Below are 16,731 nucleotides of genomic sequence, written 5' to 3' on the forward strand. Positions count from 1 at the left end.
CTATTTTATTCAAAATATTGAGATACACCTGCTGCGATTCCTGAAGCCAGCCGCTCCTTGGCAGTCGATGATTTTAATATACTGGCATCAATCGGACTGGTTACGAACCCTGTTTCAAGCAAGATGCTGGGCATTTTTGAATACTTGATCACGTAGAATCCTGCTGCCTTCACACCGCGATCTCTTGTGCCAAGGGCTTTCACCATCTGGGGCTGTACCTTTTGTGCCAGCTTTAAACTATTGGCCGAAGCATACGTCGCATCATAATACGTTTCTGTTCCATTTGCACCGCTATTATCATTTGCATTGGCATGGATGCTGATGAACACATCCGCACCAGCCTGTGATCCTTTGCTTACACGTGTTTGCAAGGAATCAAATGTATCAGATGTTCTAGACATGACCGTCAGCGCACCCGCTTGTTTGAGCCTTGCTTGCAGTTTTAACGCGACATCCAGATTAACATTTTTTTCAAACAGCCCATTTCCTACCGCTCCAACATCCTGTGCACCATGACCTGGATCAATAAAGATGGTTTCACCTAACACATGATTTTTCAGCTGTGTGATCACACTGGTTCGTATGGTTGATGTTCCGCCCAACACTGTAAATGTTGAAATCTTTTTAGACCCAATGACACGACGAATCGCATCTGGCACTGATTGAGCGTCTGTAAGAAGAAGGGTTTGCCCTTGCTTGGCTGCCGTACTTGCCGCAGCTGCCGCATCGGCATATGCATAGCCGTTACTCATATACGTTTGGGTTGTCTTCATCGGGTATGTTTTCGCAATTCGGGCTGCCACTTCATACCGATTGGCTCCGCTGATTCTCACGGGTGATGGCAGCTTTTGATAGGCTGCTTGATTGACACTTGTTGCCCCGCCAATCACAATCGTCCGTTTCACCGCTTTGCTTTTTAATAGATTGGCTGTTTCCTGCCGCAGCCCTTTTGCATCGGTTAATAAAATAGGAAAGCCCTGTTTTGCAGCATATGGAGCAATCGCCACAGCATCTGCATAAGCAGAACCATTCACAATCACAGCTGTATCAACACTCTTCATTTGCTTAGCAACGTTTGCCGCCAATTCATATCGATTCTTTCCTTGTATTCGCGATACGGATAGATTCATTGCTTTTAGCTGCGCTACGACTTTTTGAGAAATGCTTGCGGTTCCGCCAAGAATGATAACACGCTTCGTTTTCAACTGCTGAAGACCTGACCTAGTTGCACCTGAAAGACTGCTAGTATTCGTTAACAGCACTGGGGCTCCTTGCTGAAAGGCATACGGCACAGCACTTAGCGCATCAGCATAAGCTTCACCGCCTACTAAAACAACTGTAGGTGCTGTCGACCAGCCTCGTTTTGCAGCGTTAACTGCCACCTCATATCGATTACTTCCCTCAATCTTCGATACATTGTGCTGCGCAAATGCTGATGGTGCATATAAACATATGGAAACCACAATCAAAACAAAACATTTGATATAAGAACGCATGAAGTCAACCTCCTTGGTTTTGAACCCTTCATCATGGAACCCAGGAAACACTTCATGTCCTTTTGAAAAAAGGCTGCCGAGAGTCGTTTCTCGAGCAGCCTAAGAGGTGTATCTTCGGCACCCCTCATTTGTATGTTTTCTTATCTAAAATAGCCTGAAACACCGCTTGAAATACCTGACGCCAATCGATCTTTATAAGTAGCGGATTTCAAAATATTTGAATCAACTGGACTGGAAACAAAACCAGTTTCTAAGAGAACACTTGGCATCTTAGAATATTTAATGACGTAGAAGGCGGCTGTCTTCACGCCACGGTCTCTTGTGCCTAATGCACTGACCATTTTAGGCTGAATATTTTGCGCAAGCTTCAAGCTGTTTGTTGCCGCATATGTTTTGTCATAATATGTTTCAGTTCCATTTGCACTGCTATTATCATTTGAGTTCGCATGGACGCTGATGAAGATATCTGCATTTGCTGACGCACCTTTGCTCACCCGTGTTTGAAGACTGTCGAATGTGTCTGATGTTCTTGACATCGTCACAAGTGCACCTGCGTTGTTTAACTTTGTATTTAGACGTTTGGCTACATCTAAGTTTAAGTTCTTCTCATATAATCCGTAGCCTACCGCTCCTGAATCATGAGCGCCATGACCTGGGTCAATGAATACTTTTTTGCCAACGACAGGGTTTTTCAATTGATTCACAACAGTTGGTGTCACTGTATTTGTACTACCAACGACGGTAAATTTGGTGATTTTTTTGCTGCTAATCGTCGCTCTTGTTACCTTTGGCAGCGTCTTTTCATTCGTTAGGAGCAATGCTTTGTTTTGCTTTGCTGCAATTCCTGCCGCAGAAGATGAAGTGGCATAGCCAAACCCTCTTCCTACATAGGTATTATTTGTGCTCATATTGTATTTTTTCACAATATTCGCAGCCACGTCATAACGAGTAGAGCCTTTGATTCGCGTTGGAGATTTTAATTGATTATAAGCTGCTTTTGTGACGTAATTCTCTCCGCCTACGACAATGGTTTGTTTCACATTGCTTGCTTTTGCAACAGAAGCGATTTCAGAACGAAGGCCCTTTTTATCTGTATATAGAATTGGGAACCCTTTTTGTGCCGCTACAGGTGCAATGGCAATTCCATGTGCATAGAATGACCCTTCAACCACAACGACGCCAGCTGGCGTTTTCATTTTTTTCGCGATATTTGCCGATAGCTCATATCGGTTTTTTCCTGAAATACGTTGTGTAGAGATGCCCATTTTCTTTACTTGATTGACCACGTTGTTTGACACACTTGATGTGCTGCCTAAAACAATAACTGTCTTCGTTTTTAAAGCCGTTAAGGCTTTTTTTGTATCTCCAGAAAGGCTTGTACTATTTGTGTAAAGAACTGGTCCATTTTTTTGATGTGCCAGCGGAATTCCTGCTGTTGCATCTGCATATGCAGTTTTCCCCACTAAAACAACTGTACTTGCTGTTCCCCATCCTTTTTTCGCTACGTTTGCTGCTACAGCATACCGGCTCCCACCATCAATTCGGGAGACCGAGTTATCTGCTGAAGCTGTTGGAACAATAACGAAAATGGCGATGAGGGTGAGGATGGCTGTTTTGATCATTGAGCGCATCTTCTAAGTCCTCCTTTTATTCTTAATAATTTGTTAGTTTTGTACCTGGATAGTAGAACGAAAGTATAGAAGAATACGAGTTTCCAGATTCAGCTCTAGCTTTGGCGCCGTATTGACTCATCCCAATACCGTGACCATAACCTTTTCCTGAAATCGTGAAATCATTTGTATTATTCTTTACTGACGCAAACGTACTTTTCACCTTTGTTGCGCCCATGACTGTTCTAAACTCTGTCATTTTCATACTTGCCGTTGTACTTTTGTTCACTGTATACGTACCTGTTTTGTTTTTCAGATGGTAATTCAGCTTGATTGAAACGGTCTTCGCACGCTGACCTTTTGTTTTTCCTGAGAATGTCAGGCTTGAAATAGATGCAATTCTCATGTCAGATGCAGCTGTTTCTTTATTTTTCAACAGCCATGATTTTAGACCAGCAAGGTCGGCAGCATTGGCTTCTTTTGCCTTAGACCACTCAGAAGCTGCTGTACTTGCAGTCAACGTAGTGCCTAATTGCTTTTTAGACAACTTCAGTGTCCACGCATTGACAGGATCTTTTGTGTCCTGCTTGGCGACTAAGTATGGCAGTGCATTTCCCCATACTTCTTCACTCGCCTCAGTGTATCCACCATTACTAGAATAATAGGTGGCTGAAATAAGTTGATTGTTGTATTTTAGAACCTTGCCTTTTGTGGCATCAACAGCTGTTGTTGAATTTGTGTACCAGTTATATCCTCCATATACTTGGAAGGCTGTTGTATCAGGTACGACTTTTCCAATACTTTTCACTGAATACGTTCTAGCGGCAACTGCTTGTGCTTTTAATGCCTCAACATGCCAGCTTGCAGGCATTTCGTTTGGCACAACACCTTTTAGATAGTCTTCAAATGGAATATTTTCATTAGTCGGCCTGATATATCCTGATTCAATAGCAAAGTTGATGTTCCCTAAGTAAGGCTTCCCTGCGATTTGAAGGACATTTTTAGTTGAATATTTCTCAGGAACAACTCTTAATGTGTTATACGTCTTAATGCCTTTTAATGAAATTTTTCCGTTAGAAATATTCAATTGGTAGTTTTGATTTTTTTTCAGATAGACTTGTTTGGCTAAAGAATTTTTTAAGCTATCTGTAATCGCACTTGTGCTACCAGCAAGATGGTAAGCATATGTACCTTTTTCTTTCAGCAATGCTTTTAATGACGCTGTGACAGAATCCGGCTTCACATACACAACGGTACTGTTAGATTTTGCAGCCAATTGCGACAAAGGCATTGCATAAATATAGCTAGAGGCTTTTGCCAAGTACACTTTATCTGCATTAATGTTTAATTTTTTAATGATATTCACAGATAATTCGTAGCGATTGGCACCGCTGATTCGTGTCACCTGTGAGGTTTTCTTGATTTGATTTTCTACTTTTTGTCCCGTACTTTTTGTACTGCCGATGATAATGACTTTACTTGGCATTTTATAAGACGGAATGGAATCTTTTTTTGTTAATAGGATTGGGTATCCTTTTCTCGATGCATAGGATGCAATTGCAATCCCATTCATGAATGAGTTCCCGCCGACAACGATTGCTTGCTTATAGTTACCCATCTCTTTGGCGATTTTTTGGGAAATTTCAAATTTGTCTTTCCCACTAATGCGTCTCACTTTTCCATACTTTTTGATTGATTTCTCAGCAGCTGTTGAAATACTTTTCGTATTCCCGACAATTAAGATGTTATCAGGATTCATTTTTTTTAACTGATTTTCGGTTGTCTTCGTTAGCTTTTCAATGTTCGTGTACAAAATTGGCGCGCCTAATTTGTATGCTAACGGCGATACAGAAATGGCATGATCAAATGCATCTCGGCTCACAATCACAACAGTTGAAGGATTTTTCCAGCCTGCAGAAGCGATACTATTGGCTACTTCGTAACGATTTTTGCCGTCATATCTTTTCGTCACAGCAACATTGGATCCTGACAGCTTGTATTCCCCAGTTGTTGAAATATCCATGCTTGTTTTGTTTCCGATATAATTAGACAATTTCACTGAAATTGTCGAGCTGGCCATGGCAGACTGAAAAGGTGCAATTAGTAGTGTCATTGTCATGAGAACGATAAGTGTAATGCCTGTTTTCTTCAATTTTGTTCATCCCGCCCATCTTTTTTTACTTCTGTTTTTCAATCTTCTGAATTTCTTTTTGACCATTGTCATTGATAAAGTAAGAGATTTCTACTTTGTCACCTGGTTTAAATTCATTTAATACATCTTTAAAATTATCCGTAAATTCATAGCTTAAGGTCGTATTCACTTTTTTTACTTCGACTGTATGTGCATCAGCCATTCCAATAAATTCAGCTTTTTCTTCCAGCACCTGAGGAGTTGAACTGCTTGTCTTGTTTTCTCCTGAGGATTGCTCAGCCGTTCCACATGCTGTGAGCACGATACCTAGTAGTAGTATTAAGAACGGTAAAACGACGATTTTCTTCATTTTTTTCACCTCATGTCTTTGTATCGTCTTATAACTTAATATTTTAAGGTAAATTTAAGGTTTTTTGAAACCTTTTTTTTGTTACAACGTCTATATCTAGGTTCAGAGTAAAAAAATAACTTGTTTATCAAGATTCGTAAACCTATAATCATGGAAGAATGATAGAAAAGGTGAGGGACATTATGAGAGCTGAGAGAAAAAGAAAGAAAAAGAAGGTTCTTTGGATTGTTTTATCGATTATTGGCTTATTCGTATTAGCCACTGGCGGATACGCGTATCATCTTTGGAATACAGCCGCATCAACTGTCGCAGGCATTCAGGAGAACTTAAAGAAGTCAGATAAGCGTGACAAAGATGTCGATTTAAGTAAAAAAGACCCGATCTCCATTTTAGTCATGGGTGTCGATGAAAGAAAGAATGACCGAGGCCGTGCAGATACATTAATATACATGACTGTGAATCCGAAAACGAAAACAACTGAGATGGTGAGTATCCCCCGTGATACGTATACAAAAATTGTCGGAAAAGGCACAATGGATAAAATCAACCACTCCTACGCTTTCGGCGGTACACAAATGGCGGCAGATACAGTAGAGGAACTGCTTGATGTACCTGTGGATTACTTTGTAAAAGTAAATATGGAAAGTTTTAAAGACATTGTCGATACACTTGGCGGGATTACGGTGAACAGCACGTTTGCTTTCAGCTATGATGGCCATTCATTTGGTACAGGAGAGATTAACCTGAACGGTGATCAAGCCCTTGCCTATACAAGAATGAGAAAGCAAGATCCTAAAGGTGACTTTGGTCGTCAGCAAAGACAGCGACAAGTCATTGAAGGCATCATTGCAAAAGGGGCTAACATTTCCTCTATTACGAAATTCGGTGATATGTTTAAGGTCGTTGAAAATAACATGAAAACAAATATGTCCTTTGACGACATGTGGACGATGATGAATGATTATCGTGATGCAAGACAAAATGTGAAACAGCACGAGCTGAAAGGTACAGGCGCACGAATCAATAATATTTATTACTATCAGCTTGATGACAGCAGTTTAGCGAAAGTGAAGAAGGAATTGAAGGATAGTTTGGAGCAGTAAAAAAGAAGACTACAGGAATGTAGTCTTCTTTTTTTATGATTGAAATGGGGCTGGTTTTTCATCACTTAAACCAAAACGATGAAGGAGTTCTTGGACAATTCGTTTCGACGCTTGTCCATCACCATAAGGGTTAGAAGCCTTCGACATGTTATCGTACTCTTGCTGGTCTTCTAACAGCTCTTTTGCCATCTGATAAATGGTTTCCTCATCCGTTCCTGCAAGCTTAAGCGTACCAGCTTTCACGCCTTCAGGACGTTCTGTTGTATCACGAAGCACTAATACTGGCTTTCCTAAAGAAGGAGCTTCCTCTTGCACACCGCCTGAATCCGTTAAAATAAAGTGCGACGCAGCAGCGAAGTTATGGAAATCAACTACTTCAAGCGGCTCAATTAAGTGCACACGATCAAGATCACTGAATTCTGTCTGAGCCGCATCACGAACAGCAGGATTTAAATGGACAGGGTATACGACTTGAACATCTTCAAATTCTTCGACAACACGGCGAATCGCTCTAAACATGTTCTTCATCGGCTGACCAAGATTTTCTCTGCGATGAGCCGTTAATAAGATCATTTTATCTGTGCCTATTTTCTCTAAAATAGGGTGTTGATACTGCTCTGTAACCGTTGTTTGCAATGCATCAATTGCTGTATTTCCTGTTACAAAGATGGTCTCTTCTTTTTTATTTTCAACTAAAAGATTCTGCTTTGCCTCATGTGTCGGCGCAAAATGAATATCGGCTATATTTCCTGTCATTTGACGGTTCAATTCTTCTGGAAACGGTGAGTATTTATTATGTGTTCTTAACCCCGCTTCAACATGACCTACTGAAATTTGGTGATAAAACGCAGCCAAACTTCCTGCAAAGGTTGTCGTTGTGTCCCCATGAACAAGTACAATATCAGGTTTTTCTTCTTGGAATAATTGATCTAATTTCAACAGTGCATTCGATGTGATTTCAGATAATGTCTGGCGTTCTTTCATAATATTCAAATCGTGATCGGGCTTAATATCAAAAGCTTTCAGCACTTGATCAAGCATTTGTCGATGTTGAGCCGTCACAGTAACTGAAGATTTAATTTGTGGATGTTTTTTTAGCTCAAGGACAAGAGGTGCCATTTTAATCGCTTCAGGCCTCGTCCCGAATACAGTCATTACATGTAATGTTCTCAATAGTCGATGCCTCTTTTCTTCTCAATTATTGTATGTTGTTCATTATACAAAAGAATAAGAACGAATCCTAATCATTCTATTCTTAATCTTTACATCACCTTTACTCTTTTCAACATGAATATTTACACAAGTTCTTTACAATTGGTTTTAAATCTTTCTCGTAAATCATTTGTCATTTCTATCATTTGTAAGTTACACTTTATGAAAGATGAAAAATGAAGGTCATGTCACATCATTTTTTTCTATATGTAAGGAAGGTGCAAAGTTCATTGAAAAAAGTACGTAAAGCCATTATACCAGCTGCAGGTCTCGGGACACGTTTCCTCCCTGCCACAAAGGCTATGCCTAAAGAAATGCTGCCAATCGTTGATAAACCAACCATTCAATATATTATTGAAGAAGCTGTTGAGTCAGGAATTGAAGACATTATTATTGTCACTGGAAAAGGGAAAAGAGCCATTGAGGATCATTTTGATTTTGCGCCAGAGCTGGAGCGCAATCTTGAAGAAAAAGGAAAAAGTGAACTTTTAGAAAAAGTGAGAAAATCCTCTAATATTGCTGATATTCATTACATCCGCCAAAAGGAACCTAAAGGACTCGGACATGCCGTTTGGTGCGCACGCAACTTTATCGGTGATGAACCCTTTGCTGTTTTATTAGGTGATGATATTGTCCAAGCCGAAACACCTGGACTTCGCCAGCTGATGGATGAATATGAAAAAACCTTATCATCAGTGATCGGCGTTCAACAAGTAGCAGACAGCGATACGCATCGCTACGGGATCATTGATCCTCTTACCCAAGAAGGCCGCCGCTACCAAGTGAAAAACTTTGTTGAAAAGCCACCGCAAGGAACCGCACCATCCAATTTAGCCATTTTAGGGCGCTACATTTTCACGCCAGAGATCTTTATGTACCTTGATCAACAAGAAATTGGTGCAGGCGGAGAAATTCAGCTGACAGATGCCATCCAAAAGCTCAATGACATCCAGCGTGTATTTGCCTATGATTTTGAAGGAAAACGATATGATGTCGGAGAGAAGCAAGGTTTCATTGAAACGACGCTAGAGTTTGCCCTTCAAGATGAAGAGCTAAAGAAAAAACTCATACCATTTATGAAACAACTTCTTGAAAAAGAAGAAGTGAATTAAAAAAAGCTGCCGGCATCGGCAGCTTTTTATTTGCTCGCTGAAACAGTCAGCGTATGCTGTTCATTATCAATGACAAACAGGTTATTTTCGCCCTTTACTGCGAACTTCGTTTTTTTCTCATTCAACCAGACATTCTGTTCTGTCAGTCCAAGTGTTGAAGGAGAGATAGGCATGATCTCGCGGAACACCATCGTATTCGCCAGACCATTTTGAATCACATAATCGGTTTTCTCAGTGGTCAGGCGCTCAATGGTATCGCCTTGCTCACTTTTGACCGAGCTAAGTGTTTGCATTCTTTGCTTCAGCACAGACTCCTCTTTTCCAAGGAAAGAAAGTAAGTACTCATACGAACCCGCAGATGCGGGTGATACGTAGGAATTGAACTGTGCTGGTCCGATGGATAACGGCTTTAATTCATCTGCGTTTTGTAGCGCATCAGGCTTCACATAATACGTCTCTGATGCAGTTTTGATTTGAACGACTTGTTTATTTTTAGCCACAGCCTTTACTTCTTGTCCAAACGATAATGTGACGTCTGCCTTTTTTTTCATGGCCCTGTCTGTATAAACCGTCATTGGATCTGCCTTAACTATGGCCTGTTGATCAATCTTTTTCATATCATTAGGGGCACCTTTCGTCTCATGGTTCGTTGACTGGGGCGCCTCTGTTTTACCTGAAGAAATTGCACCAAATGTTGCCAGTGTACGCAGCGGACGATCCGAAAACATAGAAAGGGCAAGTAAGATGGTTAAAACAGCTATTATGGTGACTTGAAACGCCGGTCCGAAAAAGGAACGTCGTTTTCCAGTGTCATTATACCTCGTGACCTTCTCTGTCGTTTGTAGGCCTTTTCGACCTTCCTTCTGTTCTGATTGATATTTTTGTTTCTCTTTCTTGGAAAGCTTGTTAAACCAATCAACAAACTCCTTATACTCTTTCACAACCTTTTTCGTATCATCAAACATACGAAGTTCACCATAATGCATCCAAGCCACCCGATCACAGATTTTTTGGATTTGACTAATGGAGTGACTGACAAAAAAGATCGTCTTTCCTTGTTCTTTGAATTCGGTGATGCGATCCACACATTTTTGATAGAAGGTTTGGTCTCCTACAGACAATGCCTCATCAATAATAAGGATATCTGGATCTATATGTGCTGAAATAGCAAAACCAAGACGGGATTTCATTCCGCTTGAATAGCTCTTTACAGGCTGATCTATAAAGTCTCCAATATCCGCAAACTCTACGATTTTTTCATAAAGATCGTCAATTTCCTTATTTGTCAGACCCATCATTAAGCATTTTAAACGAATGTTGTCTTTACCACTTAACTGATTGTTCAGCCCTGCCGCAATGGCAATTAACGATGGCTGGCCGTCCATATCAATCTCACCGCTTGTCGGTGGAATGATTTTCGCTAGAAGGTTCGACATCGTGGATTTCCCAGAACCGTTGATCCCTACAAAACCAATCGTCTCTCCTTCATAGACATCAAACGACACATCACGAACGGCAAAGAAACCTTTTTCATTTTTATTAGGAAAAAACAGCCCTTTGATCTTGTCAGACTGCTTTTTATATAATACGTATTGCTTGGATACGTTTCGAAACGAAACCTTTAGTTTCATCGTATAATCTCCTTACTTTTTAAAGAAAATCGACAAATTTATCCCTAAATTTCATATGCAGCAATGAACCGACTGTTAAAAGAAGCAGCGTAATCAGCCAGAAATAAAGTGTATATTTGACATCATGGAAGAACCATTCTCCCTTTAACAAACTATTTCTGAAACCATCAATAATGTAGAAAAGAGGATTCAGTCTTAAAATATCTCCTATCCATGCTTTGTCTCCAGTGAGCTTCTCTGAGATATTCCAAAAAATTGGTAACAAAAAGAAAAGTAAACGTGTCACTGATTGTAAAAGAAATTGATAGTCTCTTACGAGTACACTAATTGTTGAGTTAAACAAACTAAACGAAAACATAAATGCGATCATACATGTAAGGTAGTAAATATATTGTAGCCAATGCGCGTCAGGATATATGCCATAAGAAATAAGCACAATGAGATAGACACCCATCATGACAAAATAGCTGAATAAGTTGGACATAATGACCACAGACGGTAGCGCACTAATCGGAAAATTCATCTTCGATACCATATTAATGCGTTTAAACACACTGTTTGATCCATCAAGAATGGTTGGACTAATGAAGAACCAAGGGATTAAACCGGCAAGCATCCAGATGATAAATGGAACCTCCATGTCTCCAATGGCAATTGGCTGTCCTCCGCGAATACCCATACCAAAAACAAACCAATAAGCTAGCATCTGCATTAATGGATTTAAAAACTGCCACAAAACACCTAAATAATTCATCTGATATTTTGATTTTGTTTCATAAACAGCAAGTCGTATAATCAGCGGAAGTGAGCTGATTTGCTCTCTTAATATTGTAAACAATGCGTTCATTCTAATCTTCCTTAGATATTAGTTTTGGGATTGCCTCTTTAAAAAAATCACCGCTCATAATTGTAACAGATGTTGAGAAATATTTCACTTTTCAAATCGAATGAGTATATTAACTAGTAGGGAAATTCGATCAAAACAAACGCTGGTATATTCAGCTATTCTAGGTTACTAATTACCTTATTATATCATTGCTTTATAATTGCCATTAGAATATAATTATCAGGATAATTGCATTTCCAAAATAAATATCATTTTCCTATTATATATATTACATGAAGGGGCTTAACATTAATGAGAATCAAGCAATTCAAAAAAATTGTTACAAGAAAGATTAAATTTATTTTAAATCCACTAATTGAATTTTCCAGAGATTCACGACTTCGAATTAGAAGTAAATATACCTCCTATTTAGAGAAAAATCCGGTTAGAAGTAATTACATTCTATATGAAGCTTATCATGGAAAAAGTATTTCTGGAAATTGTTATGCAATTTTTCTAGGATTGATGAAAGATAGTACTTTTAAAGATTTACATCACGTTTGGGTCATTAATGATTTTAATGATCCAATGATTACAGAATTAAAGCAGAAAACTTCTAATATTTCCTTTGTTAAAGTTGATAGTGACGAATATCTAAAATATTTAGCAACTTCTAAATATTTAGTTAATGATACGTCATTTCCTTTTTATTTTATTAAAAGAGAAGAGCAAGTTTATATCAATACTTGGCATGGAACTCCTTTAAAAACTTTAGGGAAGGATATTAATAAAAGATCAATGTCTGGTCATAAAAATATCCAAAGAAATTTGCTTCATTGTGATTACCTTATTAGCCCGAATACTTTTACGTATGAAAAGTTGCTAAAATCAAATGATGTTTTTGGGATATTTGCCGGGAAAATTGCAAATATCGGTTATCCTAGAGTAGATTTAACATTAAACACTAGCAGTGAAAGTGTGAAAGAAAGATTAGACCTACCTTTTAATAAAAAAATTGTACTTTATGCTCCAACATGGAGAGGAACAATAGGTGCCGAAGAGGATACTTGCTATACATTGCATAGTGAAGTTGTGAAAATTCAGCAGGCACTTGGTGATAATTACTTAGTACTTTTAAAATCTCATTACTTTTCTTATAAATTTTTTAAACAGAGTGGTCTTGAACATCTTTGTGTTCCAAACTGGATTGATACAAATGAACTTTTATCAGCTATAGACATTTTGATTACAGATTATTCAAGTATCTTTTTCGATTTCCTACCTTTAAAAAGACCTGTCTTTTTCTATATGCCTGACTTAAGTGAATATGAAGCAGAGAGAGGTTTTTATTTAGATATAACAAAACTTCCAGGACCTATCTGTGAAAGTATAGTTGATTTAATTGACAGCTTAGGCCAACTAAACAGTTTAAATAACTTCAATAAACAGTTTGAAAGTCAATACAAAGAGTTTTTAGATGAATACTGCTCTTATGATGACGGAAATGCTACTGATCGACTCATTGACATAATATTTAAAGGGAAAAATCAAGATGAATTAATCAAGGTTGAAAGCAATAAACAAAAATTACTTTTTTATTGTGGGGGTTTCTACAATAATGGTATAACCGTTTCAGCGACTAATTTATTTGATCAGATTGATTACAACAAATATGAAGTTGTCGTCATTGATAACTCAAATTATCATAAGGATAAATGGATGAACATACAAAAGCTTCATCCTAATGTTCATATTATTTATAGACCAGGTTTTGTTAATAGAACATTAGTAGAAACATATAAACAGAATCTCATTTTCCGCCGTGGCATATACAATAACAAAATGTTAAAATACACTCCAGTAAACTCATATAAAAGAGAATTAAAGAGAATTATTGGTAATACGAAGTTTGATGTAGGAATAGATTTTGGAGGATATAACAAATTTTGGACTCTCCTTTTCGCATTCGGAGATTTTAAAGTCAAAAGTATTTTCCTGCATGCTGACATGATGAAAGAGTATAACAAGAAAGTGAACCACAAATATAAACATCGTGGTAACCTAAAAGTAATTTTCTCACTGTACAAGTTCTTCGATAGAATTGTTTCAGTTGCCGAATCGACTAACATAGAAAATCACTTGAATTTAAGCCCTTTTGTTCCTAATGCTTTAGAGAAAATGGTTTTTGTTAATAATGTAATCTCGCCTAACAAAGTACTTCAAATGAAAGAAAATAAAGAGATTATAGAATTTAATAATGAGAGATATTTAATTACTCATCAAAATGATAAAAACGAATCCATCGCTCTTAATTTATCTGGGATACCACTTCCTAATAAGGATTATATCAACTTTATAACTATTGGAAGATTATCCCCTGAAAAAGGACAAAAGAAATTAATATCTGCATTTTCACAATTACACAAACAATATCCAAAAGCTGTATTGTATATTGTAGGTGAAGGGCCTTTAAAAAGAGAGTTAAAGGATCACACAAAAAAATTACATCTAGAACATTGCGTGTTTTTTGTTGGACAACTCGAAAATCCATTTTCTTTACTAGATGAATGTGATTGTTTTGTCTTATCTTCAGATTATGAAGGGCAAGGCTTGGTTCTCATGGAAGCAATGATTCTAAAAAAACCAATTATAGCTACCGATGTAACTGGAGTACATTCCGTCTTAGAGGGTGGATACGGATTATTAGTTGATAATAATGAAACTGCTCTATTTAATGGTATGTCTGATTTTATCCAGAATAGTATGGAACAAAAATCCTTTGATTATGAAAAGTATAATAGCGAGGCGCTAGACCTCTTCTACAAAAATGTCTGTACAAAAACTACTAATTAACCACTTATATACAGAATAAAATTATATGTATTTAAAAACACCTTTGGATAATGGTCAAGTATTGAACTTGATACCTTCCAAAGGTGTTTTTCCATCTATAAGAAAACAATTAAAAGCGTTGCGAATTAAAAACTACTTCAACCACCCGCTTCGATGACTCCCCGCTCTCTAAGTAACAGAATTTTTCATAAAACGGTGCAAATGATTCTGGTAGTGTAAAGGTCGGCTGTTCTGTTTCTCTTACCCATTCAATCACGCGTGATGTTTCTTTTACAAGTGGCCCTGGTGCTTCTTGTTCAAAGTCAAAATAGAAGCCTCTCAGTTTGTCACGATATGTTTCGATGTCTGGTACATAGAACAGCATCGGACGTTTGAGATTTGCATAATCAAAGAACACGGAAGAGTAATCTGTAATGAGTAGATCTGAAATCATATAAAGGTCTCGAATATCTTCGTAATGAGACAAGTCATAGGCAAAGCCTTCATATGGTCCGAGATCAAAGTTTTCCGCTACTAAATAGTGCATACGAAGGATGATGATATATTCTTCTCCGATTGATGCTCGTAGCTCATGCAGATCAAGGTCTAAATCAAATTTGTACTGCCCTTTTTTATAAAATTGATCGTCTCTCCATGTCGGTGCATATAAAATCAATTTTTTATCAAGCGGCAGGTTCATTTTTTGTTTGAGCGCTCTCATTGTTTCTTCATTGTTTTGATTGTGAAGGAAATCATTTCTCGGATATCCTGACTCAATCATGGTCTTTTGGAATTGGAACGCACGGGTAAAGATTTCGGTCGAGTATGCATTAGGAGAAATCAGATAATCCCAATTCGATGCTTCTTTCGTGAAATTCCTTTTGTACTTCTTCGTGTTTGTTCCAGGCATATGCACTTCGTCCATGTCCATTGCCAGTCGTTTTAATGGCGTACCGTGCCACGTTTGCAAGTATGTGGTGTGTTCTGGCTTTGGAATCCATAGTGGCAAACGGCTGTTTACGACCCAATACTCGGCTCTTGCCATTGCAAAAATCCATTTCAATGACAGACGATTGATATAGTAGATGCCCTTTTCTTTAAATGGTGCTTCATGACCTTTTTTAACACTCCAGATCAGTTTATATTCAGGGTGATTTTCTTTCATATATTCATAAATAGCACGCGGGTTACAGCTGAATTGTTTCCCATTAAAGCTCTCAAAAATAACGGTTTTCTTTTTGGCGGACAGTTTACTCGCCAGTGTAAAGGTCGTTTGGAAAGTACTTGTCACAAGGCGATTGCGAACTTTTTTAATCTTACCCACTTGCTTCTTGAATTTCTTCCACTTGCTTTTTACGTAGTACTTAGCACGTGTCTTCATGGTGTAATCATTAATTCGGATGCCTAAAGTTTGTCTTTTTTTCTTTCTGTACACTTCATATCGAATCGGTACATCGTTTCTTTTATGAATTTGAACAAGTCCCTTGAGTTTGTTTGAACGATCTCCAAGCACTAAAGAAGTTGTTGTTAACGTTTCTTCCACTCCGTTAACATCGCAAATAAACTCAAAATAGAAGCGATAGACAAACCGTTTGTTTAAGGAATAAGTTAACTCCTCTAAAGGAACTTCTGCTGAAAATTGATACAGTTGTGGTGTTTTATGGTCGTCACGATATTGAATGACTTCATCTTTTTTATGTGTCATCTTGACAGGAAAACGATGCTCAACTGGTTCCTCACCATTTTTCTTCAATAGAAGCTTTACTTCTTTGATCTGATAAGGATGCTCTGCACTTAGAACGCCTGCATACCCAGATAAGGATAGCGTGCATTCTTTGTTGAGCTCGATGTGATGGAATTTCACAACTTTGAGCTCCCGTTTGATTTTCAATGAAGCATTGCCTTTGTCTGTACGATATGGAATAACATACAACAGCGCTTCTTTATTTTCTAAAAATGTCAGCTCTGGCGTTTCAATTTCCATTTTCAAACGACGTTTATAATATGGTGTTTTTTCTTCTATTTCGGAAGTTGCGCTGGTATCCGCTTCTTTTGCGTCTTCATCCTCTTCTTCCGAATCAGAATCATAAGCTGAGTCTTCAAGCTCGTCTTCGTCCTCTTCTTTGTTTGCGCTCACATAGTCCGTGACATATAAGTTGTATGTCTGGCCTTGCTCTAACGCAAGCGGAAGCGATGCTTCACTCAGTACCAATTTGAATAGATTCTCTTCTTGATGAACAAGCGGGAGGAATAGTTCTTGTTTTGAGACCCTTTCCCTCATAAACAGATAAAACTCTCTATCTGCTAATGGCATGTCATCGTAAATGCGAACGAGCATTTCCAATTTTTCATGATGATTTTTTAAACCTTCAACGACACTCTTCTTATGGATTCCCTCTTCAATCATT

General features: G+C 38.2%; 11 protein-coding genes. 3 read left to right on the forward strand and 8 right to left on the reverse strand.

Annotated features, from left to right (window positions below):
* Positions 1 to 5: 5 nt before the first annotated feature.
* From MHI20_RS10565 to MHI20_RS10580, 4 genes are all read right to left on the reverse strand, one after another.
* Positions 6 to 1,496, reverse strand: coding sequence for an N-acetylmuramoyl-L-alanine amidase (locus tag MHI20_RS10565; protein ID WP_100324718.1), 1,491 nt, complete (start codon positions 1,494 to 1,496; stop codon positions 6 to 8).
* Between the two features lie 140 nt (positions 1,497 to 1,636).
* Positions 1,637 to 3,127: an N-acetylmuramoyl-L-alanine amidase gene (locus tag MHI20_RS10570; RefSeq protein WP_039169820.1), complete on the reverse strand. Its 1,491-nt coding sequence runs from the start codon at positions 3,125 to 3,127 to the stop codon at positions 1,637 to 1,639.
* A 22-nt stretch (positions 3,128 to 3,149) separates the two neighbouring features.
* Complete coding sequence (locus MHI20_RS10575; RefSeq protein WP_340938098.1) at positions 3,150 to 5,258, reverse strand: SpoIID/LytB domain-containing protein; 2,109 nt, start codon at positions 5,256 to 5,258, stop codon at positions 3,150 to 3,152.
* Between the two features lie 25 nt (positions 5,259 to 5,283).
* Positions 5,284 to 5,607, reverse strand: coding sequence for a hypothetical protein (locus MHI20_RS10580; RefSeq protein WP_024719258.1), 324 nt, complete (start codon positions 5,605 to 5,607; stop codon positions 5,284 to 5,286).
* Between the two features lie 182 nt (positions 5,608 to 5,789).
* Here MHI20_RS10580 and tagU point away from each other — a divergent pair, with 182 nt between their 5' ends.
* The gene (tagU, locus tag MHI20_RS10585; RefSeq protein WP_008348305.1) at positions 5,790 to 6,710 is read left to right on the forward strand and encodes a polyisoprenyl-teichoic acid--peptidoglycan teichoic acid transferase TagU; all 921 of its coding nucleotides are present in this window, start codon (positions 5,790 to 5,792) and stop codon (positions 6,708 to 6,710) included.
* 33 nt (positions 6,711 to 6,743) lie between these two features.
* Here tagU and wecB read toward each other — a convergent pair whose 3' ends face one another.
* Positions 6,744 to 7,883 (reverse strand): non-hydrolyzing UDP-N-acetylglucosamine 2-epimerase, encoded by a 1,140-nt coding sequence (gene wecB, locus MHI20_RS10590; RefSeq protein ID WP_024719259.1) that lies wholly within the window; start codon positions 7,881 to 7,883, stop codon positions 6,744 to 6,746.
* Positions 7,884 to 8,152: 269 nt separating this feature from the next.
* On the opposite strand from wecB, the gene galU reads away from it, so the two are divergent.
* Complete coding sequence (galU, locus tag MHI20_RS10595; RefSeq protein ID WP_008343198.1) at positions 8,153 to 9,034, forward strand: UTP--glucose-1-phosphate uridylyltransferase GalU; 882 nt, start codon at positions 8,153 to 8,155, stop codon at positions 9,032 to 9,034.
* A 26-nt stretch (positions 9,035 to 9,060) separates the two neighbouring features.
* On the opposite strand, the gene tagH is transcribed toward galU, so the two are convergent.
* Positions 9,061 to 10,665 carry a teichoic acids export ABC transporter ATP-binding subunit TagH gene (gene tagH / locus MHI20_RS10600; RefSeq protein WP_251210506.1) on the reverse strand — a complete coding sequence of 535 codons (1,605 nt, stop codon included), beginning with the start codon at positions 10,663 to 10,665 and terminating at the stop codon, positions 9,061 to 9,063.
* A gap of 19 nt (positions 10,666 to 10,684) precedes the next feature.
* Positions 10,685 to 11,512 (reverse strand): ABC transporter permease, encoded by an 828-nt coding sequence (locus MHI20_RS10605; RefSeq protein ID WP_024719261.1) that lies wholly within the window; start codon positions 11,510 to 11,512, stop codon positions 10,685 to 10,687.
* A gap of 291 nt (positions 11,513 to 11,803) precedes the next feature.
* Between MHI20_RS10605 and MHI20_RS10610 the strand changes: the two genes are divergently transcribed.
* A complete protein-coding gene (locus MHI20_RS10610; RefSeq protein ID WP_034647589.1) occupies positions 11,804 to 14,344 on the forward strand; it encodes a glycosyltransferase in 2,541 nt (846 codons plus the stop codon).
* Positions 14,345 to 14,453: 109 nt separating this feature from the next.
* Here the strand turns inward: MHI20_RS10610 and MHI20_RS10615 are convergent, their stop codons facing one another.
* Entirely contained in the window at positions 14,454 to 16,730 is a 2,277-nt protein-coding gene (locus MHI20_RS10615) for a CDP-glycerol glycerophosphotransferase family protein (protein WP_340938107.1), read from the reverse strand.
* Position 16,731 lies beyond the last annotated feature (1 nt).

This window comes from Bacillus sp. FSL K6-1106 (genome assembly GCF_038005245.1).
In the GTDB taxonomy this organism is placed as follows: domain Bacteria; phylum Bacillota; class Bacilli; order Bacillales; family Bacillaceae; genus Bacillus; species Bacillus altitudinis.